This is a genomic window from Staphylococcus sp. FW104-15G4D, from assembly GCF_058790135.1.
The window spans coordinates 1,016,454-1,041,791 of the sequence record NZ_JBYTCH010000001.1 but is presented as its reverse complement, the minus strand read 5'-3'; the positions used below and the strand labels follow the sequence as shown (position 1 = coordinate 1,041,791).

Annotated in this window: 27 protein-coding genes; 26 read left to right on the top strand and 1 reads right to left on the bottom strand. The window is 32.3% G+C overall.

All coding sequences use genetic code 11. From position 1 onward, the window contains the following. Positions 1-16 precede the first annotated feature (16 nt). From dnaJ to recO, 14 genes are all read left to right on the top strand, one after another. On the top strand, positions 17-1,153 hold the full coding sequence (dnaJ, locus tag AC3WQX_RS05075; RefSeq protein ID WP_030064651.1) for a molecular chaperone DnaJ: 1,137 nt from the start codon (positions 17-19) through the stop codon (positions 1,151-1,153). Between the two features lie 3 nt (positions 1,154-1,156). Next, on the top strand, positions 1,157-2,095 hold the full coding sequence (gene prmA, locus AC3WQX_RS05070; RefSeq protein WP_023350183.1) for a 50S ribosomal protein L11 methyltransferase: 939 nt from the start codon (positions 1,157-1,159) through the stop codon (positions 2,093-2,095). Position 2,096: 1 nt separating this feature from the next. Further along, positions 2,097-2,849 carry a 16S rRNA (uracil(1498)-N(3))-methyltransferase gene (locus AC3WQX_RS05065; protein WP_002436722.1) on the top strand — a complete coding sequence of 251 codons (753 nt, stop codon included), beginning with the start codon at positions 2,097-2,099 and terminating at the stop codon, positions 2,847-2,849. Positions 2,850-2,854: 5 nt separating this feature from the next. Continuing rightward, positions 2,855-4,201: a tRNA (N(6)-L-threonylcarbamoyladenosine(37)-C(2))-methylthiotransferase MtaB gene (gene mtaB, locus AC3WQX_RS05060; protein WP_030064648.1), complete on the top strand. Its 1,347-nt coding sequence runs from the start codon at positions 2,855-2,857 to the stop codon at positions 4,199-4,201. Between the two features lie 126 nt (positions 4,202-4,327). Further along, entirely contained in the window at positions 4,328-4,504 is a 177-nt protein-coding gene (gene rpsU, locus AC3WQX_RS05055; protein WP_000048060.1) for a 30S ribosomal protein S21, read from the top strand. 333 nt (positions 4,505-4,837) lie between these two features. After that, positions 4,838-5,509 (top strand): NfeD family protein, encoded by a 672-nt coding sequence (locus AC3WQX_RS05050; RefSeq protein ID WP_370684877.1) that lies wholly within the window; start codon positions 4,838-4,840, stop codon positions 5,507-5,509. Between the two features lie 17 nt (positions 5,510-5,526). Further along, positions 5,527-6,516: a flotillin-like protein FloA gene (gene floA / locus AC3WQX_RS05045; RefSeq protein WP_002436747.1), complete on the top strand. Its 990-nt coding sequence runs from the start codon at positions 5,527-5,529 to the stop codon at positions 6,514-6,516. Between the two features lie 16 nt (positions 6,517-6,532). Beyond that, entirely contained in the window at positions 6,533-7,240 is a 708-nt protein-coding gene (locus tag AC3WQX_RS05040; RefSeq protein ID WP_002436544.1) for a hypothetical protein, read from the top strand. Between the two features lie 318 nt (positions 7,241-7,558). Next, positions 7,559-8,506, top strand: a complete 948-nt coding sequence (locus AC3WQX_RS05035) for a PhoH family protein (protein ID WP_023350187.1) — start codon at positions 7,559-7,561, stop codon at positions 8,504-8,506. After that, positions 8,507-8,977 carry an rRNA maturation RNase YbeY gene (ybeY, locus tag AC3WQX_RS05030; protein ID WP_002436567.1) on the top strand — a complete coding sequence of 157 codons (471 nt, stop codon included), beginning with the start codon at positions 8,507-8,509 and terminating at the stop codon, positions 8,975-8,977. It abuts the gene before it with no gap. Between the two features lie 2 nt (positions 8,978-8,979). After that, positions 8,980-9,336: a diacylglycerol kinase family protein gene (locus tag AC3WQX_RS05025; protein ID WP_002453353.1), complete on the top strand. Its 357-nt coding sequence runs from the start codon at positions 8,980-8,982 to the stop codon at positions 9,334-9,336. Next, positions 9,337-9,741, top strand: coding sequence for a cytidine deaminase (cdd, locus tag AC3WQX_RS05020; RefSeq protein ID WP_002436745.1), 405 nt, complete (start codon positions 9,337-9,339; stop codon positions 9,739-9,741). Beyond that, positions 9,741-10,643, top strand: coding sequence for a GTPase Era (gene era / locus AC3WQX_RS05015; protein WP_002436750.1), 903 nt, complete (start codon positions 9,741-9,743; stop codon positions 10,641-10,643). The genes cdd and era overlap by 1 nt, the downstream gene beginning before the upstream one ends. 31 nt (positions 10,644-10,674) lie before the next feature. Then, the gene (gene recO / locus AC3WQX_RS05010; protein WP_023350188.1) at positions 10,675-11,430 is read left to right on the top strand and encodes a DNA repair protein RecO; all 756 of its coding nucleotides are present in this window, start codon (positions 10,675-10,677) and stop codon (positions 11,428-11,430) included. A 109-nt stretch (positions 11,431-11,539) separates the two neighbouring features. On the opposite strand, the gene AC3WQX_RS05005 is transcribed toward recO, so the two are convergent. Further along, on the bottom strand, positions 11,540-12,931 hold the full coding sequence (locus tag AC3WQX_RS05005) for a glycine--tRNA ligase (RefSeq protein WP_002436742.1): 1,392 nt from the start codon (positions 12,929-12,931) through the stop codon (positions 11,540-11,542). Positions 12,932-13,282: 351 nt separating this feature from the next. Here AC3WQX_RS05005 and ccpN point away from each other — a divergent pair, with 351 nt between their 5' ends. The 12 genes from ccpN to AC3WQX_RS04945 all read left to right on the top strand — a co-directional run bounded on the left by ccpN (position 13,283) and on the right by AC3WQX_RS04945 (position 25,303). Then, on the top strand, positions 13,283-13,906 hold the full coding sequence (gene ccpN / locus AC3WQX_RS05000) for a transcriptional regulator CcpN (RefSeq protein WP_072093086.1): 624 nt from the start codon (positions 13,283-13,285) through the stop codon (positions 13,904-13,906). An 11-nt stretch (positions 13,907-13,917) separates the two neighbouring features. Next, positions 13,918-14,736 (top strand): pyruvate, water dikinase regulatory protein, encoded by an 819-nt coding sequence (locus AC3WQX_RS04995; RefSeq protein WP_002453349.1) that lies wholly within the window; start codon positions 13,918-13,920, stop codon positions 14,734-14,736. Between the two features lie 60 nt (positions 14,737-14,796). Beyond that, entirely contained in the window at positions 14,797-16,581 is a 1,785-nt protein-coding gene (gene dnaG / locus AC3WQX_RS04990; protein ID WP_492739872.1) for a DNA primase, read from the top strand. A gap of 290 nt (positions 16,582-16,871) precedes the next feature. Then, positions 16,872-17,978: an RNA polymerase sigma factor RpoD gene (rpoD, locus tag AC3WQX_RS04985; RefSeq protein ID WP_002436727.1), complete on the top strand. Its 1,107-nt coding sequence runs from the start codon at positions 16,872-16,874 to the stop codon at positions 17,976-17,978. Positions 17,979-18,133: 155 nt separating this feature from the next. Continuing rightward, the gene (locus AC3WQX_RS04980; protein ID WP_030063902.1) at positions 18,134-18,826 is read left to right on the top strand and encodes a tRNA (adenine(22)-N(1))-methyltransferase; all 693 of its coding nucleotides are present in this window, start codon (positions 18,134-18,136) and stop codon (positions 18,824-18,826) included. After that, positions 18,813-19,913, top strand: coding sequence for a Nif3-like dinuclear metal center hexameric protein (locus AC3WQX_RS04975; RefSeq protein ID WP_023350192.1), 1,101 nt, complete (start codon positions 18,813-18,815; stop codon positions 19,911-19,913). The genes AC3WQX_RS04980 and AC3WQX_RS04975 overlap by 14 nt, the downstream gene beginning before the upstream one ends. A 35-nt stretch (positions 19,914-19,948) precedes the next feature. Continuing rightward, a complete protein-coding gene (locus tag AC3WQX_RS04970) occupies positions 19,949-21,292 on the top strand; it encodes a DEAD/DEAH box helicase (RefSeq protein ID WP_023350193.1) in 1,344 nt (447 codons plus the stop codon). Between the two features lie 9 nt (positions 21,293-21,301). Further along, on the top strand, positions 21,302-22,192 hold the full coding sequence (locus AC3WQX_RS04965; protein WP_002433664.1) for a deoxyribonuclease IV: 891 nt from the start codon (positions 21,302-21,304) through the stop codon (positions 22,190-22,192). A 137-nt stretch (positions 22,193-22,329) separates the two neighbouring features. After that, complete coding sequence (locus tag AC3WQX_RS04960) at positions 22,330-23,133, top strand: metal ABC transporter ATP-binding protein (RefSeq protein WP_087671590.1); 804 nt, start codon at positions 22,330-22,332, stop codon at positions 23,131-23,133. Positions 23,134-23,163: 30 nt separating this feature from the next. Next, positions 23,164-24,027 carry a metal ABC transporter permease gene (locus tag AC3WQX_RS04955; RefSeq protein ID WP_002453342.1) on the top strand — a complete coding sequence of 288 codons (864 nt, stop codon included), beginning with the start codon at positions 23,164-23,166 and terminating at the stop codon, positions 24,025-24,027. After that, the gene (locus AC3WQX_RS04950; RefSeq protein ID WP_002433544.1) at positions 24,014-24,430 is read left to right on the top strand and encodes a Fur family transcriptional regulator; all 417 of its coding nucleotides are present in this window, start codon (positions 24,014-24,016) and stop codon (positions 24,428-24,430) included. The genes AC3WQX_RS04955 and AC3WQX_RS04950 overlap by 14 nt, the downstream gene beginning before the upstream one ends. A gap of 273 nt (positions 24,431-24,703) precedes the next feature. Beyond that, on the top strand, positions 24,704-25,303 hold the full coding sequence (locus AC3WQX_RS04945; protein ID WP_002433778.1) for a superoxide dismutase: 600 nt from the start codon (positions 24,704-24,706) through the stop codon (positions 25,301-25,303). The last annotated feature ends 35 nt before the right edge of the window (positions 25,304-25,338 follow it).

Genomic DNA, 25,338 nt, shown 5'->3' with positions numbered 1-25,338 from the left:
AAAAGGAGAGATAGTTGTGGCCAAAAGAGACTATTATGAAGTCTTAGGCGTAAGTAAAAGCGCTTCTAAGGACGAAATTAAAAAAGCTTATCGTAAATTATCAAAAAAATATCATCCAGACATTAATAAAGAAGAAGGCGCAGACGAAAAATTCAAAGAAATCTCCGAAGCTTATGAAGTTTTAAGTGATGATAATAAACGTGCAAATTATGACCAGTTTGGACATGAAGGCCCACAAGGAGGATTCGGCAGTCAAGGTTTCGGTGGCGGAGACTTTGGCGGATTTAGCGGAGGTGGATTTGAAGACATTTTCAGTTCATTCTTCGGTGGTGGTTCAAGACAACGTGATCCTAATGCGCCACGTAAAGGTGATGATTTACAATATACTATGACTGTTACCTTTGAAGAAGCTGTTTTTGGTACTAAAAAAGAAATTTCTATTAGAAAAGATGTAACATGTCATACGTGCGATGGTGAAGGCGCGAAACCTGGAACAAGTAAAAAAACTTGTAGCTATTGTAATGGAGCTGGTCATGTTTCCGTCGAACAAAATACTATTTTAGGTAGAGTCAGAACTGAACAAGTTTGTCCTAAATGTGAAGGTAGTGGTCAAGAATTTGAAGAGCCATGTCCTACTTGTCACGGTAAAGGAACTGAAAATAAAACTGTTAAATTAGAAGTTACAGTTCCAGAAGGTGTAGATACTGAACAACAAATTCGTTTAGCTGGTGAAGGTTCACCAGGTGTAAACGGTGGTCCTCACGGTGATTTATATGTAGTGTTTAGAGTTCAACCTTCCGATACATTTGAACGTGATGGAGATGACATTTACTACAATTTAAATGTGAGCTTCCCTCAAGCTGCCTTAGGCGATGAAATCAAAATACCAACTTTAAATAGTAATGTAGTGCTAACAATACCTTCAGGTACACAAACAGGAAAGCAATTCCGTCTTAAAGATAAAGGTATTAAGAACGTTCACGGTTATGGTTATGGAGATTTATTCGTTAATATTAAAGTAGTTACTCCAACTAAAATGAACGATAGACAAAAAGAAATTATGAAAGAATTTGCTGAAATTAATGGCGAAGACGTGAGTGAACAACCTTCTAATTTTAAAGATAGAGCAAAAAGATTCTTCAAAGGAGAATAGAGAATGAATTGGACGGAACTCTCAATTGTAGTTAATCACGATGTTGAATTTGAAGTAACTGATATACTTGAAGATCATGGTTCTAATGGTGTAGTCATTGAAGATTCAAGAGACTTAGAAACACCACCATCAGATAAATTTGGTGAGATTTATGAATTAAATCCTGAGGATTATCCTAGTAGTGGTGTTCGTTTAAAAGCTTATTTTAATGAACTTACATTCAATGATGAACTCAGAAAGAGTATTAAGAATAATATTTTAAATGTATCAAATTTAGATAAAGAAGTACTTACATTTTCAGAAAAGGAAATTGCGGAGAAGGATTGGGCGAATGAATGGAAAAATTATTTTCATCCCTTTAAAGCTTCTAATAGATTTACCATAGTTCCAAGTTGGGAAACTTACACAAAAGAAAACAGTGATGAGTTATGTATTGAACTCGATCCTGGTATGGCTTTCGGTACAGGTGACCACCCAACTACTAGTATGTGTTTAAAAGCTATTGAAGAATATGTTCAACCAACTGATTCTATTATTGATGTTGGAACAGGTTCAGGTATATTAAGTATTGCCAGTCATCTCGTTGGTGTTAAAAGAATTAAAGCATTAGACATTGATGAAATGGCAGTAAATGTTGCTAAGGAGAACTTCAAAAAGAATCGTTGTGAAGACGCAATTGAAGCTGTTCCCGGTAATTTATTAAAAGAAGAAAAAGAGAAATATAATATCGTTATTGCAAATATTCTTGCTCACATTATTGAAGAAATGATAGAAGATGCTTATAATACATTATTTGAAGAAGGATATTTTATTACTTCAGGTATTATAGAAGAAAAATATGAAGAGATAGAATCTCATATGAAGCGTGTTGGTTTTAATATTATTTCTGTAGAACATGACAACGGTTGGGTCTGCATCGTTGGTCAGAAAGTGAGTGATTAATTTGCAAAGATATTTTATTAATCAAAGCGCTGATAAACTTCAGCGCTTTTTTATTGAAAATAAAGAAGATATTCATCATATAAAAAATGTCATGCGTTATAGTGAAGGTGATTCAGTTATCGTTACATTTCTAGATCAAACAGTGTACAAGTGTCAAATAAAAGCTTTAAACGATAATTATGTTGAACTAGAGTTAAAAGATAAACAAAACATTGATACAGAATTACCTCAACATATCACTATTTGTAGCGGATTGATTAAGGCTGATAAGTATGAATGGATGATTCAAAAAGCAACTGAAATGGGCGCTAATGAATTTATTGCAGTTGGTATGGACCGTTCAGTAGTTAAATTGAATGAATCTAAAGTTGCTAAAAAGTTAGAAAGATGGCAAAAAATTATTAAAGAAGCTGCAGAACAAAGTTATCGTTTAACAATTCCTAATATTTATTTTAAGTCGAATTTACAGGAAATTTATGATATTATAAGTCATTATGACTATGTTCTTATAGCATATGAAGAACAGGCTAAACATGGTGATTTAAGTCATTTTAAACAAATTATAAAGCAATTTAAAACACAAGATCGTGTTTTAATGATATTTGGACCTGAAGGCGGTTTATCTGATAAAGAAGTGTCTTTATTCAGTGAAAATAGTACTTTAGTAGGCTTAGGTCCACGTATTTTACGGGCAGAAACTGCACCTCTATATGCTTTAAGTGCAGTGAGTTTTGAAAAAGAATTATTGGGGTGAAGACGATGTCAACAGTTGCATTTCATACATTAGGTTGTAAAGTCAATCACTATGAAACTGAAGCAATATGGCAATTATTTAAAGAAGCAGATTACGATAGAGTAGATTTTGAAACAAATGCAGATGTATTTGTTATTAATACTTGTACTGTTACGAATACTGGAGATAAAAAAAGTAGACAAATTATTAGACGTGCGATCAGACAAAATCCTGAAGCAGTTGTATGTGTTACAGGTTGTTATGCTCAAACATCTTCAGCTGAAATTATGGAAATTCCTGGCGTGGATGTAGTTGTCGGTACTCAAGACCGTCATAAATTATTAGACTATATTGATCAATTCCAAGAAGAGAGACAACCAATTAACGGTGTTGGTAATATAATGAAGAATCGTACATATGAGGAGTTAGAAGTTCCTTACTTTACCGATAGAACTAGAGCCTCTTTAAAAATCCAAGAAGGATGCAACAATTTTTGTACGTTTTGTATTATACCTTGGGCACGCGGCTTGATGAGATCACGTGATCCTGAGAAAGTTGTAGAACAAGCTTCACAATTAGTAAACTCTGGCTATAAAGAGATTGTTTTAACTGGTATTCATACTGGTGGTTATGGTCAAGATTTAAAAAATTATAATCTAGCGCAATTGTTAAGAGATTTAGATGAAATTGAAGGTTTAGAGCGTATACGAATCTCATCTATCGAAGCGAGTCAATTAACTGATGAAGTAATAGAGGTTATTGGCAATTCAAACAAAGTAGTAAGACATTTACATGTTCCGTTACAATCTGGTTCAGATTCAGTTTTAAAACGTATGAGACGTAAATATACTATGGAACATTTCTCTGAGAGATTAACAGAATTACACAAAGCATTGCCTGACTTAGCTGTAACAAGTGATGTAATAGTAGGATTCCCTGGAGAAACTGAAGAAGAATTTCAAGAAACATACGATTTTATTGTTAAACATCAATTCTCTGAATTACATGTGTTCCCATATTCACCAAGAATCGGTACACCAGCAGCTCGAATGGACAATCAAATCGATGAATCTGTTAAGAATGAACGTGTGCATAAATTGATTGCTTTAAGTGACCAACTTGCTAAAGAGTATGCCTCTAAATTTGAAAATGAAGTGCTTGAAGTAATACCTGAAGAAAAAGGCGAAGAACCGAATACATTGGTAGGTTATGCAGATAACTATATGAAAGTTCAATTTGAAGGTGATGAATCACTAATTGGACAAATTGTTAAAGTAAAAATTCTTAAAGCTGACTATCCTCTAAATGATGGTAAAGCCATTAGAGTAGTTGAGCATGCTACGAATAAATCTGAAGAAGAAGTACTTGTCTAAATATTTAAAAAATGTAAATTTTACTAATTGACCACCTATTTGAGTTATATTATACTAATAGTTGCATAGTTTTTACTATGTGATGACTATAAAGTTCCGTTGATATTTGGAGGGAGGGAAATACAGATGTCTAAAACAGTAGTACGTAAAAACGAATCACTAGAAGATGCTTTACGTAGATTTAAACGTTCAGTATCAAAAAGTGGAACAATTCAAGAAGTACGTAAACGTGAATTTTACGAAAAACCAAGCGTTAAACGTAAAAAGAAATCAGAAGCTGCACGTAAACGTAAATTCAAATAATTAATAGCTCTGTTGACTCCCTCAACACGAATGTTAATTATATATAATAGATACCCTAGTTATTAGAACTAGGGTATTTTTTTATACTATGCTAACAACTTTAATTATTCTCGTAAAATTATTTAAACGTATTGCTCAATTAATTAAATCTTTTTCATTTTTCAGATAAATAAACAAATATTATTAAAATTAATAAAATTAAATTGTTAAGCTACAAATTACCAATTTATATATTAGTGAAATACTATATAATGGGTGCGTTTTCATGTATAATTAATGTGAGGGCGAGGTGAAATAGTGAATTACTCCTATCTAATACATACGTTACTTTTTATAAGATTCACTAGTGAAAATAGTTGGGCTGATAATCTATCAAGTTTTATTACGCAACCTTTTATTTCACTAATTCTTACGTGTATAATCTTCCTAGGCTTTTTGTATCAATTATATTCAAAACGCATTAACTTGATTGGAATTATTGCTTCACTAGCATTATTACTTTTATTTTTAGGATTCCTTATCAATGGAGATGTAAATGTTTTATCCGTATTATTGTTTACTATTGGTGTCATACTAGTTATTATAGAACTGTTTATCATTGGTGCCGTGATAGGTATTATTGGTATGCTACTTATAACTCTCAGTATCATCATGCTAGGAAATAATATTATACTCATGCTCGGTAATGTAATAGTTGCGTTAATTTTATCAATAATTGAATGGGTGATATTAGTGAAAATTTTCAACAAGAAAATACCATTTCTTGATAAAGTGATCTTAAAAGATTCAACAAATTCAGAGGCTGGTTATCGTTCACATGACGACCGCTCTCACCTTGTAGGTAAAACTGCTCAAACAATCACTGACCTCAGACCTGCTGGGATTATTAATTGTGACGATGAAAGAATAGATGCAGTTTCAGACGGCACATTTATTTTAAGAAATAGACAAGTAAAAATTCTTGAGGTTGAAGGTACGCGTGTAGTTGTGAGAGAAATAGAATAAAATTAAGGAGCGATTTAATGTTTGGTATTGGTTTTATAATCATTGCTGTAATTATTGTAGTAGCTTTACTCATACTATTTTCTTTTGTACCTATCGGATTATGGATTTCTGCTATAGCAGCTGGCGTTCACGTAGGTATTGGTACCCTTGTAGGTATGCGTTTAAGAAGAGTTTCACCAAGAAAGGTCATTGCACCTTTAATTAAAGCACATAAAGCAGGTTTAAAATTAACAACAAATCAATTGGAGTCACACTACCTAGCTGGTGGTAACGTTGATAGAGTTGTTGATGCAAATATCGCAGCACAACGTGCAGATATTGATTTACCATTTGAACGAGGAGCGGCAATTGATTTAGCAGGTCGTGATGTACTTGAAGCAGTTCAAATGTCAGTTAACCCTAAAGTTATTGAAACACCATTTATTGCTGGTGTAGCGATGAACGGTATTGAAGTTAAGGCAAAAGCTCGTATTACAGTTCGCGCAAATATAGCAAGATTAGTCGGTGGTGCTGGAGAGGAAACAATTATTGCCCGTGTAGGTGAAGGTATTGTTTCTACAATTGGTTCAAGTGAGCATCACACTGAGGTTCTAGAAAATCCAGACAATATTTCTAAAACTGTGTTAAGTAAAGGTTTAGATTCAGGTACTGCTTTTGAAATTTTATCTATTGATATTGCAGATGTAGATATTAGCAAAAATATCGGTGCTGATTTACAAACTGAGCAAGCTCTTGCAGATAAAAATATTGCTCAAGCGAAAGCTGAAGAGCGCCGTGCTATGGCAGTAGCTTCTGAACAGGAAATGAAAGCTCGAGTACAAGAAATGAGAGCGAAAGTAGTTGAAGCTGAATCAGAAGTACCATTAGCAATGGCTGAAGCTCTTAGATCAGGTAATATTGGAGTTAAGGATTATTATAATCTTAAAAATATTGAAGCAGATACTGGCATGAGAAATGCTATTAACAAACGTACTGATCAGAATGATGACGAATCACCAGAACAATAAATAATGAGGTGATTAAATGAATATCGGTATTATCATATTTATAATATCTGTTATTGTAACCGGTATTAGCGCGCTACGTGATAAAAGTCATGAAAGCAGACAAAATCAAAAGCCACCTCAAAATACGCAAGGTGATAATCAACCCAAAAAAGGTGGTTTCTTTGAAGAATTAGAAAAAACATTTAAAGAAATTAACGATGAGTTAAATGATGAACCCGAGAAAAAGCAACGAAGAGAATTTGAAGAGACGCTTCCACCTTTAAGTAAAAACCTTGAAGATGAAGATGCTGACTCTCAAACAGAAAATAAATCGTCTAAAGAAACGCATAAACAATCGGAAGTCAAAAATCATCCTAAACCTGACCCAACACCATATAACCAGGATAATCCTAGACCTCAACCTGTTACTTCAACTTCACGAGATGAAAGTGCAGAAAAATTAAGAAAAGAACTTGAGTCCAATTTGACTCAGGATTTAAAAAATGTTCGCAACGAAATTGATAGAGAAAAAGAAAAACAACTCGAATTGATTGAGAAAAAAGCAAGAGACATCATTGAGGATAAGTATTTATCAGAGAGAACTAAACGTTATCGCTTAAAACAATTACTTAATTCTCAAAACATTGAACGTAATATGTCTCATTCTGCTTTTCAATTTGATAAAGATGAAGTAATAAATGGTCTGATTTGGTCAGAAGTTTTAAGTAAACCAAAGCAACTTTAAATTTTTTAATAAAATTAAAGAATTAGCTATTATATTAACATTAGAGGGTAAAACTATGTATTCATGCTTAAATATTGAATACTGTTTTACTCTCTTTTTAGTTTGTCTAATTAGTATGAGTTTAGTAAAATTTTAGTAAGAAATAATATATATTCAGTAGTATTTGTTCAATAATTTTGAAGCAAAGCATAATCACATCATTAAGATGAATAAGAATGATATAATGTGTTTGGATATTATTTTTATTAAAAATAACAAATTAGTCTAAAATTTTTAGCTAATAAAACTTATTATTGTAACTTGTAAAGGAGCGCGTTTATGCCAGGAATAATTCAAATTGACGACATTAATCAATCACAAGCTTTAATGGGAAATAATGATGAGCATTTAAAAACTATTGAAGATAATTTTGATGTCGTGATACATGCTAGAGGTCAAGAAATAGCTGTTAAAGGCGAAAAATTAGAGCATGTTGAAAAAGCAGAATTAGTTCTCACCAATTTACTTAAAGTTATAGAATTAGGTAATACAATTACACTTAAAGACGTAGAGGCTGCTATTAAAATGGCAGACAATGATACAATTCAACATTTACTTGATTTGTATGATGAAGAGATTACTAAAGATGCATTTGGTAAAACGATTCGTGCTAAAACAATGGGACAACGTATGTATATCAATGCTATGAAGAGAAATGACTTAGTATTTGGAATAGGTCCTGCTGGTACTGGTAAAACATTTTTAGCAGTTGTATATGCAGCTAAACAATTACGTAAAGGTTCAGTTAAACGTATCGTATTGACTAGGCCAGCCGTTGAAGCAGGAGAATCTTTAGGTTTCTTACCAGGTGACCTAAAAGAAAAAGTAGATCCATATTTACGTCCTCTATATGATGGCTTAAATACAGTTTTAGGTAGAGAGCAAACTGAAAGATTCATAGAGAGGGGTATTATTGAGATTGCGCCACTTGCTTATATGAGGGGTAGAACATTAGATGATGCGTTTGTTATTTTAGATGAAGCTCAAAATACAACGCACGCACAAATGAAAATGTTCCTAACTCGTTTAGGTTTTGGTTCAAAAATGGTAGTTACAGGTGACCAAACTCAAATCGACCTACCAAAAGGCGTAAAAAGTGGCTTAAAAGAAGCAATTAAAAAATTATATGGGGTCAATGGAATTAGTATTATGAAATTAGATCAAAGTGACGTTGTAAGGCATCCACTTGTAAGTAAAATTATAGATCGTTATGAAGGAGTTGAGTAAATGTTTACAATTGACTTTAGTGACCATACCGATTTAGTAAAGAATGAATGGTATGAACAAATAGATTCATTACTTACCTTTGCTAAAAAACAAGAACATATTGATAGTGAGGCTGAACTTTCAGTAACATTTGTAGATAAAGATGAAATTCAAAATATCAATAAAATGTATAGAGATAAAGATAAAGTCACTGACGTCATCTCATTCGCTTTAGAAGAAGACGAGCCAGAAATCGATATGAATGAACTTGATATACCTCGAGTTTTAGGCGATATTATTATATGTACAGATGTAGCACATGAACAAGCTGAAAATTACGGACATTCTTTTGAACGTGAATTAGGCTTCTTAGCTTTACATGGTTTTTTACATTTATTGGGATATGATCATATGACAGATGAAGATGAAAAAGAAATGTTTGGTCGACAAGATGCAATTCTTAATGCATACGGTTTAACAAGAGAATCATAATAATGAGACGTTTTAAATACGCTTATGATGGCTTTACAGCCATTTTGAAAAAAGACCAAAATTTCTTACTTCACATATTAGCAGGAATTATCGCTATTATTATGGGGTTTATTTTTCATATCAATCGATCTGAGTGGATGTTTATATTATTCTCAATAGCTTTAGTATTGAGTCTAGAAGCTATCAATACATCAATTGAATTTGTGGTTGATTTGGTAACAACCGATTATCATGAATATGCTAAACACGCTAAAGATATCGCTGCTTTTAGTGTTGTAATTGTGTCTGTTTTAGCATTATGTATTGGATTAATAGTTTTTGTACCACATATTTTAAGTTTATTTTTGGGAGGAAAATAAATGAGTTATCAATCGCATTACTTTAAGGAAGTTAGAGAGGCACAAAGTAAAGCTTATGCTCCATATAGTCGCTTCAAAGTTGGTGCCTATTTAAGAACTAAGGACGGACGTACTTTTCATGGAGCAAATGTAGAAAATGCTGCATATTCCATGGCAATTTGTGCTGAACGTTCAAGTCTTGTTGCAGCAATCTCAGAAGGATATAAACCAGGGGATTTTGAATCGATAACCGTTACTGTTGATTCGGATAAACCCTCCTCACCATGCGGGGCTTGTAGACAAGTACTTAAAGAACTTTGCGATGATGATATGCCTGTGTATATGACTAATCATAAAGGAGAAATGATTAAGTCTACTGTAAACGAATTATTACCATTAGGATTTTCAGGAAAGGATTTAAATTAATGACAGAAGAACATAAATCAGGATTTGTATCCATCATTGGTCGACCTAATGTTGGTAAATCTACATTTGTAAATAGAGTAATAGGGCATAAAATTGCGATTATGTCAGATAAAGCACAGACAACACGTAATAAAATTCAAGGCGTCATGACAAGAGACGATGCACAAATCATCTTCATTGATACGCCAGGTATTCACAAACCTAAACATAAACTTGGTGATTATATGATGAGAGTTGCCAAGAATACACTATCAGAAATAGATGCAATTATGTTTATGGTTAACGTAAACGAAGATATTGGTCGTGGCGATGAATATATCATGGAAATGCTTAAAAATGTTAAAACGCCTATCTTTTTGGTATTAAATAAGATTGACCTTGTGCATCCGGATGCTTTGATGCCTAGAATTGAAAAATATAAAGAATATATGGACTTCACAGAAATTATACCAATTTCAGCACTTGAGGGATTGAATGTAGATCACTTTATAGATGTGTTGAAATCTTATTTACCTGTAGGTCCGAAATACTACCCTGACGACCAAATTTCTGACCACCCAGAACAATTTGTTGTTAGCGAAATTATCCGTGAAAAGATATTACATTTAACAAGTGAAGAGATACCTCATGCAATAGGCGTTAATGTTGATAGAATGATTAAAGAAGATGAAGACAGAGTTAGAGTTGAAGCAACGATTTACGTTGAGCGTGATTCTCAAAAGGGTATAGTCATCGGTAAAGGTGGTAAAAAACTTAAAGAGGTAGGTAAACGTGCACGTCATGATATAGAGATGCTATTAGGATCTAAAGTTTACTTAGAACTCTGGGTAAAGGTACAACGTGATTGGAGAAATAAAGTAAACTTTATACGACAAATTGGTTATGTAGAAGACCAAGATTGATTGATAGAGAGTCGGTGAATGAGTCATGTTAATGAAACAAAAAGGCATCATAATCAAATCAGTAGATTATGGTGAATCTGATAAAATCATCACAATTTTAAATGAATATGGCGCTAAAATACCTTTAATGGCTCGACGTGCGAAAAAAGTTAAATCTGGATTACAAGCTCATACACAAATGTTTGTGTATGGCTTATTTATTTATAATAAATGGCGTGGTATGGGAACACTCAATTCTATAGATGTGATTGATCAACATTATGAATTACAGCTTGATTTATTTGAAAGTAGTTATGCATCGTTATGCACAGAGACTATTGAAAGATCTATGGAAGAAAATGAAGTTTCGAAGTACAATTATGACTTACTCTATTTTGTACTTACTAAAATAACAGAGGGCACATCAGCACAACTCATGTCTATCGTAGTATTATTGAAGTGTATGTCTAAATTCGGATTTACAGCTTCATTTAATCATTGTGTGATTACTGGAAATGAAGATCAATCTAAATTAGTAGGTTATAGTTTCAAATTCGATGGAGCAATCTCTGAAGAAGTATTATATCAGGATCCACACGCTTTCAAATTAACAAATCGCTCGCTTTATCTATTAGATATACTACAAAAACTACCTATCAATAAAATGAATTCACTGAGTATTCATAAAGAAATCTTAGATGAGATGTCAGAACTTATTATCATGCTCTATAGAGAATATGCTGGTATGTTTTTTAAGAGTCAAAAATTAATTAATCAACTTAAAAGATTAGAAAGTGATCCACACTAAACCGTTTTATTTCGATAAACGGTTTAGTGTGGATTTTTTTATGCAATAAAAATACTCTTACCTAAACACTTATTGTGTCAAAGTAAGAGCATTATTAGGTAATAAGTTATTAAAATTTAACTTTCTCTGCTAAGAATGTTTCTAATTCTGAAATTGGCATACGTACTTGTTCCATTGAATCTCTGTCACGTACAGTTACTTGATTATCTTCTAATGAATCAAAGTCGAATGTAATACAATATGGTGTACCGATTTCGTCTTGTCTACGGTAACGTTTACCAATTGATTGTGATTCGTCGAAATCAATAGAGAAGCTTTGACTTAATTGTTCAAAGATTTTAATCGCTTCGCTTGATAATTTTTTACTTAAAGGTAATACCGCAGCTTTATATGGTGCTAAGGCAGGGTGGAAATGCATTACAGTACGTGCATCTTTACTTCCTTCAACACCTTCTTCTTCATATGCGTCACATAAGAATGCTAACGTTACACGATCAGCACCTAATGAAGGTTCGATACAATACGGAACATATTTTTCATTTGTTTCTGGATCGTGATATTTAAAGTCTTCACCAGAGTGTTCGCTATGCTTTTGTAAATCGAAGTCTGTACGGCTTGCGATACCCCATAATTCGCCCCAACCAAATGGGAATTTGTATTCAATATCAGTTGTAGCGTTAGAGTAGTGAGATAACTCATCTGCATCATGGTCTCTTAAACGCATATTTTCTTCATTAATATTTAAATCTTTTAACCATTGACTTGCAAATGTTTTCCAGAAGTTTTGCCATTCAATTTCTTCACCAGGTTTGCAGAAGAATTCTAACTCCATTTGTTCAAATTCTCTTGTTCTGAAAATGAAGTTACCAGGTGTAATCTCGTTACGGAAAGATTTACCGATTTGACCAATACCGAACGGTAATTTTTTACGCATTGAACGTTGTACATTTTTATAGTTAACGAAAATACCTTGAGCTGTTTCAGGACGTAAAAACAATTCGTTAGTGGAATCTTCAGTGACACCTTGGAAAGTTTTAAACATTAAATTAAATTGACGAATATCAGTCCAATTTGCAGTGCCACTTACAGGACATACAATACCTTCATCATCAATAATTTGTTTCATTTCATCAAAGCTTAATCCATCAGCGATGAAGTTTTCATCACCTTTTTCTTTTTGCATGTAATCTTCAATTAATTTATCCGCACGATAACGAATTTTACTATCTTTATTATCGATCATAGGGTCATTAAAGTTGCCTAAGTGACCTGAAGCTTCCCAAGTTTTTGGATTCATTAAAATAGCTGCATCGATACCCACATTATATGGAGATTGTGTGATGAACTTTTGCCACCAAGCTTTTTTAATATTATTTTTAAGTTCAACGCCTAATGGTCCGTAATCCCATGTATTTGATAAACCACCGTAAATGTCACTACCAGGGAAGACGAACCCTCTATGTTTTGCTAATTGAACAATTGTTTCCATATCTTTTGCCATAAATTAACTCTCCTTAGACATAAAAAACGCCCCAAGACAATATATACATATTAGTAATGTATTATTATCTTGGGACGAGTTTTAAAAAGTATTTTTAATCATATGTATTGTTATAATACAATATGGTTACTTACAATTTTTAACCCGCGGTTCCACCCAAATTAGTGCAGACACTCGCTTTTATTTCATTAATAAGTCATTCGCCAATATAAGTTGTTAAGCTCGCACCATCCTTAACTCGCTTTAACTTTATTCTAATTGAAAGAATTTTTAATAGCAAGTATTTATATGTATTTGTAGCAATTTATAATAAAAGTTATAATAGAAAGTATTCAAGAGGGGTGAAGACCTATAGAACTTAGTAAAAGACAGGAACTAATAATTGAGATTGTCAAATCTAAAGGACCGATCACAGGTGAGCATATCGCTGAAAAATTAAATTTAACAAGAGCTACGTTAAGACCGGACTTAGCTATACTTACTATGTCTGGTTTTATAGAAGCGAGACCTAGAGTAGGTTATTACTATTCAGGTAAATCGAAAAATAAAATTATCAATGAACAATTGAGACAATATGTGGTTAAAGATTATATGTCTCAACCAGTTGTCATTAAGGAAGAAATGTCAGTTTATGATGCAATATGTACTATATTTTTAGAAGATGCAGGGACATTATTTATCACTAATAATGACAATGACTTCGTAGGCGTATGTTCTAGAAAAGATTTATTAAGAGCATCTATGATTGGTGAGGATATACATACAATGCCTATCAGTGTAAATATGACTAGAATGCCACATGTGACATATTTAGAAGAGGAAGAACTTGTAATATACGCTGCCAATCAAATGATAGATAACGAGATTGACTCACTACCAATTGTAAGGAAGAAAGACAATAAAAAATACGAGGTAATTGGTCGAATCTCTAAAACAACTATAACTAAATTATTCGTATCATTATTCAAAGAATAGGTGGTAAATACATGGACATTATAAAGATAATTGTAGCCTCAGATTCAATTGGTGAAACTGCAGAGTTAGTAGCAAGAGCAGGAGTATCTCAATTTAACCCTAAACAATGTAAACATGAATTTCTTCGATATCCTTATATTGAATCATTTGAACATGTAGATGAAGTTATTCAAGTTGCTAGAGATACCAATGCAATTATTGTATACACTTTGGTTAAACCAGAAATTAAAAAATATATGCTTGCAAAAGTCGAAGAATTTTCATTAAAATCTGTCGATATTATGGGACCTCTAATGGATTTGTTATCGGATTCGATTGATGAAACACCATATTATGAACCAGGAATAGTTCACAGACTAGACGATGCGTATTTTAAAAAAATTGATGCAATTGAATTTGCTGTGAAATATGACGACGGAAAAGATCCAAAAGGATTACCAAAAGCCGACATCGTTCTGTTAGGTATTTCTAGAACTTCTAAAACTCCATTATCTCAGTATTTAGCACATAAAAGTTATAAAGTGATGAATATACCTATAGTTCCTGAAGTAACTCCACCTGATGCATTATTTGATATTGATACCTCTAAATGTATTGCTTTAAAAATAAGTGAAGAGAAACTAAATCGCATACGTAAGGAAAGATTAAAGCAATTAGGTTTAGGAGATAAGGCTAGGTATGCCACAGAGGCACGTATTCAAGAAGAATTGAATTATTTTGATGAATTAGTTAATAAAGTAGGTTGTCCGGTCATAGATGTTACTGACAAAGCTATTGAAGAAACAGCGAATGATATCATACATTTAATTGAAGAAAGTAAATCGAAATGATTTCATTTTCCGTAGAAAAAAGATATAATTATATGACTAATATTTGATAGGTGATTCCATTTGCGTATAGATCAATCGGTCATTAATGAAATTAAAGATAAAACAGATATATTAGATTTAGTAAGCGAATATGTAAAATTAGAAAAAAGAGGACGCAATTATATCGGCTTGTGTCCTTTTCATGATGAAAAGACACCTTCGTTCACAGTATCTGAAGATAAGCAAATTTGTCACTGTTTTGGTTGTAAAAAAGGTGGCAATGTCTTTCAATTTACACAGGAGATTAAAGATATACCTTTCGTAGAAGCTGTTAAAGAACTTGGCGAACGTGTAAATATTAAAGTTGATGTGGGGCAAACTCAATATAATCAACAATCTCAAATGGCTTCAGACGATTTAAAAATGATAGAAATGCATGAGTTAATTCAAGATTACTATCATTATGCCTTGATGAAAACTGTTGAGGGTGAAGAGGCTTTAAACTACTTGCGTCAGCGTGGTTTTACTGACGAACTCATCAAGCAGAGACAAATTGGATATGCGCCAGATAGCTCTCATTTTTGTCATGATTTTTTAGAGAAGAAAGGATATGACATAGAATTAGCTTACGAAGCGGGTCTATTGTCTCGAAATGAAGAAAATTTTAGTTACTATGATAGATTTAGAAATCGAATCATGTTTCCTTTGAAGAATGCTCAAGGTAGAATAGTTGGATATTCTGGAAGAACATATACGAACCAAGAACCCAAATATTTGAATGGCCCTGAAACACCCATCTTTCAAAAACGTAGACTCTTATATAATTTAGATAAAGCACGTAAATCAATTCGCCAAAACGACGAAATTGTATTATTAGAAGGATTTATGGATGTTATTAAATCAGATTACGCTGGTTTAAAACAGGTTGTAGCGAGTATGGGGACACAGTTGTCCCAAGAACATATGACGTTTCTAAAAAAATTAACAAATAACATTACATTAATGTTTGATGGAGATTACGCTGGTAGAGAGGCTACTTTAAAAACGGGTCAAGCTTTATTACAACAAGGTCTAAATGTATATGTGATCCAATTACCATCCGGTATGGATCCTGATGAATACATTGGCAAATATGGAAATGAGGCTTTTTTAAACTTTGTTGCTAAGGATAAAAAGGCATTTGTGCTGTTTAAAGTGGAGTCACATCAAGATGAAATTAATAATAATGATTTAGCTTATGAAAGACATTTTAGAGAAGCAACTCATGACATCGCTCAAGTTCAATCAACAATTTTACGTAATAAGTTAATTCAAGATGTTGCTAATATATTCAATATGAGCCCAGAAATGATCTATCATGAAGTTGGTTCTAACAATATGCCACAAGTGGCACCAGCAGAATATGGATATTCTCCGCAATCTGGTTCACAATTGTTTAATAATTTAACTAAACATGAAAAAGCTGAAAGAGCTCTATTGAAGCATTTTATGAAAGATAAGGATACCTTTATAAATTATTATCAAAAAATTAGCGATGAAGACTTTACAAATAAATATTTTAAGAGTATATTTAATATTTTGCATGACTATTTTTCAGAACATGATAATTATAGTATCAGTGATGTTATGCAATACATTGATTCCAATGAGCTTAGAGAGGCATTTATTGAACTTGAACAATATACCCTCAATGATGAACCTTATGAGAATGAAATAGAGGACTACATACTAATTATTAATAATAATGATGATGAGTCAATTGAATCATTAAATCACAAACTAAGGGAAGCATCTCGCATTGGTGATGTTGAATTACAAAAGTATTACTTACAACTTATTGTCGATAAAAACAAAAATAGAATGTAATTTTAAGCTAAATCTATTAATTAGAATTTAGTAGTTCAGACTTTTACAATTAATGATTAGATTTGAACTAATGGTTACTAGAGAGGTTGAACGGGTAGAAAATTATTGTCACAACTTTAATAGTAAACTTAGATTAAAATAATAATATAACTACACATTATTGAAAGTGTTTAAATGACTTAATTGAAAGTGATAAATTTAAAATTTACAATATACAAATCATATTTAATTGATATAATATATAGTTATTGAGAGATTATCAGTATTTATCAAAATCGGGAGGCCTTTTCATGTCTGATAACCAAGTGAAAATTAAAAAGCAAACAATTGATCCGACTTTAACATTAGAAGATGTTAAAAAACAATTAATTGACAAGGGTAAAAAAGAAGGTCATTTAAGTCATGAAGAAATTGCTGAGAAGCTTCAGAATTTCGAAATGGATTCTGACCAGATGGATGATTTCTTCGATCAACTAAATGATAATGATATAACGCTTGTTAATGAAAAAGATAGTTCAGATACAGATGAGAAATTAAATCCAAATGATTTAAGTGCCCCTCCTGGTGTCAAAATTAACGACCCAGTTCGTATGTATCTTAAAGAGATTGGTAGAGTTAACTTATTAAGCGCTCAAGAAGAAATAGAGTTAGCTAAAAAAATTGAACAAGGCGATGAAGTAGCAAAATCTCGTCTAGCTGAAGCCAACTTACGTCTTGTTGTTAGTATTGCTAAAAGATATGTAGGAAGAGGTATGTTATTCCTTGATTTAATTCAAGAGGGTAACATGGGCTTGATTAAAGCTGTAGAAAAATTTGACTTTAGTAAAGGGTTTAAATTTTCAACATATGCGACTTGGTGGATTAGACAAGCAATCACTAGAGCTATTGCTGACCAAGCACGTACTATCCGTATTCCTGTGCATATGGTTGAAACAATTAATAAATTAATACGTGTTCAACGCCAACTTTTACAAGACTTAGGCCGAGATCCTGCACCAGAAGAAATTGGTGAAGAAATGGATTTACCACCTGAAAAAGTACGTGAAATCTTGAAAATTGCTCAAGAGCCTGTATCTCTTGAAACGCCAATTGGTGAAGAAGATGATAGTCATTTAGGTGACTTCATTGAAGACCAAGAAGCTCAAAGTCCATCAGACCATGCAGCTTACGAATTGTTAAAAGAACAACTTGAAGATGTTCTTGACACATTAACTGATAGAGAAGAAAATGTATTACGTTTAAGATTTGGTTTAGATGATGGACGTACAAGAACACTTGAAGAAGTAGGTAAAGTATTTGGCGTAACACGTGAACGTATACGTCAAATCGAAGCTAAAGCTTTAAGAAAATTAAGACATCCTAGTCGTAGTAAGAGACTTAAAGATTTCATGGATTAAAATAATAATGTTGGGGAAGTAGCTATGAATTAATGCATATTAATTTTACCTCGCCCAATTGAATCATCACACTTGAGAGGGTGGGATAATGAATTCAACTTTTAATATACTGAATTCAATCCCGCTCTTTTTTAATACATATGAGGAGTTTAAAAATGATTAATTTAAACCAAAGATTATTGCGTGTGTGTTCATTTTTAAAAGAAGGAACGCTAGCTGATATTGGTTCGGACCACGCATATCTACCTATTTATGCCATCCAAAATAAGATATGTAACAGTGCAATTGCTGGAGAAGTCATCAAAGGACCGTACAAAGCTGCGCTAAATAATGTAGCTGAAAATAACTTAGGTGATTCGATTGAAGTTCGCTTAGGAGACGGTTTAGCAGTTATCAATCATGATGATGAAATTGATAATATAACGATTTGTGGCATGGGAGGACCTCTCATTGCTAAAATTTTAAAAGAAGGTCAAGAAAAATTAGCACATCACCCAAGACTTATTTTACAGAGCAACATCCAAACACAAGTTTTAAGAAATGTATTAACTTCACTGAATTATGAAGTTATAAACGAGGTTATCCTTGAAGAAAAAGGGCATATTTATGAAATTGTAGTTGCTGAATTTAACCAATCTATAATGCCACTTTCTACAAAAGAAGAAAAATTTGGCCCGTATTTATTAGAGGAAAAAAATGAACATTTCTACAAGAAATGGAATAGAGAACTTGAAGCACTTTATCACATTAAGTCACAATTGAATTCATCAACGCATCATGAGAGACTAAAAGAAATTGACAGTGAAATAAATCTCATACAAGAGGTGTTAGATAATGAAATTGAGTAAACTCATGTCCATTTTAGATTATCATGTCCCATTTTCCACTGCAGAATCATGGGATAATGTCGGATTATTAATCGGTGATGAGAATCAACAAGTAAATGGTATATTAACCGCTTTAGATTGTACTGAAGAGGTTGTCAATCAAGCGATAGATAAAAATATCAATACAATCATTGCACATCATCCACTCATCTTTAAAGGTATAAAAAATATTGTTCAAACTGGTTATGGCAAAATTATACGCAAATTGATTCAAAATGATATTAATCTTATCGCAATGCATACAAATTTAGATGTAAATCCTAGTGGCGTCAATAAAATGTTGGCAGATACACTTGATTTAAATAACGTTAACCAGATTAACCAACTTTACACGACATATTATAAGGTTCAAACTTTTATTCCTAAAGAAAATGTTGAAAACTTTAAAGACCAATTAAACCAACTCGGCTTAGCTAAAGAAGGGAATTACGAATATTGCTTCTTTGAAAGTGCTGGAAAGGGACAGTTCAAACCTGTTGGAGAAGCTAACCCTTACCTTGGTCAACTTGATAGTATAGAATATGTAGATGAGATTAAACTTGAATTTATGATTTCTGAAAATGAAAAGCAAATTACAGAACAAGCAATTATAAACTATCATCCTTATGAAACACCTGTATATGATTTTATTAAACTACAAAAACAAAGCGAATTTGGATTAGGTATTATAGGTGAACTTCCTCATACTATGACTTTAGATGAGTTTTCTAGTTACGCTAAAGAGAAATTAAATATTAATAGTTTAAGATATACTGGTAATTCTGACGCGGTGATTAATAAAGTTGCAATGATCGGTGGTTCAGGTATAGGTTTCGAGTATGAAGCTCACAGTAATGGTGCAGATGTATTTGTTACTGGAGATATCAAACATCACGATGCATTAGACGCTAAAATACAAGGAGTCAATCTACTTGATATCAATCACTATAGCGAATATGTAATGAAGCAAGGGTTAAAATTGTTACTAGAAGATTGGTTATTTGAGTATAAAGATATGTTCCCTATCGAAGCCTCAAATATTGATACTGATCCTTTTACTTATAAATAACAAATTGCTTATTAGACTTTAAAGGAGGCCATAACATGGCAAAACATCCATTTGAGCATTTTAATTTAGACGAAAGTTTAATTAAAGCGGTTCAAGATCTTAATTTTGAAAAACCTACAGAAATACAAAATAGAATTATCCCAAGAATATTAAAAGGCACTAACTTAATAGGTCAATCACAAACTGGTACAGGAAAGACGCATTCTTTCTTATTACCTTTAATACAAATGATTGATGTTGATCTTCAAGAACCCCAAGCCATTGTAGTTGCACCAACACGAGAGCTTGCTCAACAATTATTCCAAGCAGCGAGTCACCTGTGCAAATTTAAACAAGAAGTGAACGTTAAATTGTTTATAGGTGGTACAGATATTGAAAAAGACAAACAACGCTGTAATAGACAACCTCAATTAATTATTGGTACACCTACACGTATTAATGACCTTGCTCAAGGCGGACATCTTCATGCACACCTTGCCAGCAATTTAATTGTTGATGAGGCTGACTTAATGATTGATTTAGGATTAATTGAGGATGTAGATTATATAGCAGCTAGATTAAATGATGAAGCGCACATTGCTGTATTTAGTGCAACGATTCCTAAATCATTGCAACCATTTTTAAATAAATATTTAAGCCAACCTGAATTCGTTGAGGTTGATCATAAGTCTCAAAATAAAAAGAACATTGAATTTTATTTAATACCTACAAAAGGGACTGCTAAAGTAGATAAAACGCTAAATCTAATAGATATTTTGAATCCATATCTTTGTATTATTTTCTGTAATAGTAGAGAAAATGCAAACGAACTTGCAGATTCTCTAAATAAAGAAGGTATTAAAGTAGGTATGATTCACGGTGGTTTGACACCTAGAGAACGTAAACAACAAATGAAACGTATTAGAAACTTAGACTTCCAATACGTTATTGCAAGTGATCTCGCTTCGAGAGGTATCGATATTGAAGGGGTAAGTCACGTCATAAATTTCGACGTACCTAATGATATCGATTTCTTTACACATCGTGTAGGTCGTACAGGAAGGGGTAATTATAAAGGAGTAGCAATTACTCTTTATAGCCCTGATGAAGAGCACAATATTTCATTAATCGAAGATAAAGGCTATCATTTTGAAAATGTGGACATTAAAAATGGAGAACTTAAACCGATTAAAGCACACGACACAAGACGCACTAGACAACGAAAAGATGATCACTTAACAAATGAAGTTAAGCATAAAGTTCGAAGTAAATCGAAAAGAAAAGTTAAACCAGGATATAAGAAAAAGTTTAAGCAAGAAGTAGAAAAAATGAAACGCCAAGAAAGAAAGATTTATAGTAAGAGACAAAATAAACAAAAACGTAAAAACAATAAAGGATAGGTGAATGACATGCTATTAGGTTCTCATGTTTCAATGAGTGGTAAGAAGATGTTACAAGGCTCTGCAGAAGAAGCCCATAAATTTGGAGAATCTACGTTTATGATATACACAGGAGCTCCACAGAATACGAGAAGAAAAAGCATCGAAGATTTAAATATAGAAAAAGGACACGAGGCCATGAAAGAATATGGTTTATCTAATATCATTGTTCATGCACCCTATATTATCAACATCGCAAATACGACTAAACCTGAAGTATTCAACTTAGGTGTCGATTTTTTACAAAACGAAATTGAACGCACGCAAGCAATTGGCGCAAAAGATATTGTTCTTCATCCTGGTTCTCATGTTGGAGCTGGTGCCGACGTAGGTATTAAAAAAATTATTGAAGGACTTAATGAAGTATTAACTCATGACAATGATGTACGAATTGCCCTTGAAACAATGGCTGGTAAGGGTTCAGAAGTAGGCCGTTCGTTCGAGGAAATCGCTCAAATTATTGATGGCGTTACACATAATGATCGTTTATCAATTTGTTTTGACACATGTCATACCCATGACGCTGGTTATAATGTCAAAGAAGACTTCGATGGTGTGTTAAATGAATTTGATAAAGTTATTGGTGTAGACCGTATTAAAGTTGTACATGTGAATGATAGTAAAAATGAAATCGGTGCACATAAAGACCGTCATGAAAATATAGGATTTGGTCATATTGGATTCGATGCGCTAAATTATGTTGTCCACCATGACGCATTTAAAGATATACCTAAAATTTTAGAAACACCATATGTAGGTGAGGATAAGAAAAATAAAAAACCACCGTATAAATTCGAAATTGAAATGTTAAAAGCACAAAAATTTGATTCAGATCTTAAGAATAAAATTTTAAATCAATAAATCGTTTTTACCTTTTAGGTAAAAAATAAATAGGGCGAGACAAAATCATCTATTAATTCGAATGATTTTTGTCTCGTTTCTTTTATTTAGTCGTAAACATTACTATTTACATAACTTTCACGAAGTTGTATAGTATTATGCGAGGTGAAAACATGACAACGCCAGTTTTCGAATTACGAAATATAAATTACTATTTTGATAATAAACATGTACTTGAAAATATTAATATTAAAATCAACAAAGGTGAGTTTCTAGCCATCGTTGGTCCTAATGGAGCGGGAAAATCCACCTTATTAAAAGTGATACTTGGACTATTACCTTTACAAAAAGGCGAGATTTTTGTTGAAGGAAAAATGTATAAAGGAAATAAAACTTCATTAAAAATTAGTTATGTTTCTCAAAAAGCAACAGCTTTTAATGCGGGGTTCCCAGCAAGTGTGAAAGAGGTTGTTCTGAGCGGACTAACAAAGACTAAAAGACTGTTTCAAAGATTTAATAAAGAAGATAATAAGAAAGTTGAACAAGTGCTAAAAAAATTAAATATTGCACATTTAATTAACAAAAACATTGCAGAGTTATCAGGTGGCCAACAACAGCGTGTTTTAATTGCTAGAGCATTAATATCTAATCCAAGTGTATTAGTTTTAGACGAACCGACAAATGGCATTGATGCCAAACATGTTAGTGAGTTTTATGCTACATTAGATACGCTAAAAAAAGAGGGTATTACTATTATTTTAGTAACGCATGATATCGGAGTTGTAGCTGATACTGCTACTGAAGTTGCTTGCTTAAACAAACATCTTCATTTCCATGGTACAACTGAAGATTTTAAATCTTTAGATGAAGTTGAAATTTCAAAAATATATGGTCATCCAATACAATTTGTTGATCATCAACACAATCGTGATTGTTGTAATGAAAATATTGAAACTGGATAAAAATATAATATTTATTGAGGAGTGTAACTTGTGATAGATGCGTTATTAAATTTTGATTTTATGAGATATTCTCTTATTAGCGGTATTTTAATTGGCTTTATCGCACCTTTAATTGGCGCTTTTATTGTTGTTAGAAGACTATCTCTTATTGCTGACGCTTTAAGCCATGTCACTTTAGGCGGTATATCCTTTGGTATGTTTTTACTTACAATATTACCTACACTTTCATTTGTTAATCCCATGTGGTTTGGAATACTTTTTGCTGTTATAGGTGCACTTTTAATTGAAAAGCTAAGAACATCTTTTTCAAATTATCAAGAAATAGCAATACCTATTATTATGAGTGCCGGCATCGCACTGAGTGCCATCTTTATTTCATTAGCAGATGGATTTAATCAAGAAATTGTCGGATTACTTTTTGGATCAATTAGCGCTGTTAATTTAAGTGATTTAAATACCATTATCATAATCGCAATTATAGTTGTATTTTTTATAATATTATTTTATAAAGAATTATTTATCCTATCTTTCGATGAAGAATATAGTAAAGTCATTGGTATTCCAAAATGGATACAATTCTTATTTATTATTATTGTTGCAATGGTTATCTCTGCTTCAATGAGAGTTGTAGGAATTCTGCTAGTTAGTGCATTGATTACTTTGCCTATAGCAATCTCAATGAGAATAACTAAAGGTTTTAAACAGCTCATAGCACTAAGTGTTGCGCTAGGTGAGTTATCCGTAATAATGGGATTAGTACTTGCATTTTATATGAACATTTCACCTGGTGGTGTTATTGTAGTATTATTAGTAATCATGCTTATAATCACGATGGCTTACCAAAAGTTAAAAGTTAAGTTTAAAAAGGGAGCAATTTCAAATGAATACAAATGATGCTATTAAAATTTTAAAAGATAATGGATTAAAATATACAGATAAACGTAAAGACATGTTAGATATATTCGTTGAAGAGGATAAGTATCTTAACGCTAAGCACATTCAACAAAAAATGGATAAAGATTATCCAGGTATATCTTTTGATACTGTATACCGTAATCTTCATCTTTTTAAAGATTTGGGTATTATAGAGAGTACTGAGTTAGAAGGTGAAATGAAGTTTAGAATAGCTTGCACAAACCACCACCATCATCATTTTATTTGTGAAAATTGTGGAGATACTAAAGTCATAGACTTTTGTCCAATTGAACAAATAAAGCAATATTTACCTAATGTGGCAATTCATACCCACAAATTAGAAGTGTATGGTGTATGTGAATCATGTCAAAAAAATGCTTAAATATAGAATGAATTATGATTTAAATATCACAGCAACCTTAGAGGGGTTGCTTTTTTATTTTCAAAAACTTGATTGTTAAAACATAGGCCAATGGTCTGAAAAATTAGTTTCTAAGAATTTTCATGTTTAAATGGCTTTAAACTGAGATATACTAATGATGTAACAAAATAATTAGTAGCTATATATAATAATTACTATGTAAGCATATTCATTGTTGCTATTAAAGCTACTTGTTATGATAATTGTACAGACAATTTAGGAGGATGATTATTTATGGCTTTTGAATTACCAAAATTACCTTATGCATATGATGCATTAGAACCACACATTGATAAACAAACTATGGAAATTCACCATGACAAACACCATAACACATATGTAACTAAATTAAACTCAGCAGTTGAAGGAACAGATTTAGAAGCTAAATCAATCGAAGAAATTGTTGCTAATTTAGATAGCGTACCTTCAGATATTCAAACTGCAGTACGTAATAATGGTGGCGGTCACTTAAACCACTCATTATTCTGGGAATTATTATCACCAAATTCTGAAGAAAAAGGTGAAGTAGTAGACAAAATTAAAGAACAATGGGGTTCTTTAGATGAATTCAAAAAAGAATTTGCAGATAAAGCTGCTGCACGCTTTGGATCTGGTTGGGCATGGTTAGTAGTAAATAACGGTCAATTAGAAATCGTTACTACTCCAAACCAAGATAACCCATTAACTGAAGGTAAAACTCCAATCTTAGGTTTAGATGTTTGGGAACATGCTTATTACCTTAAATATCAAAATAAACGTCCAGATTATATTAGTGCATTCTGGAACGTTGTTAACTGGGAAAAAGTTGACGAATTATACAAAGCAGCAAAATAATTTTGCACATTTGTTAACGGTCTCATCTAGAGACC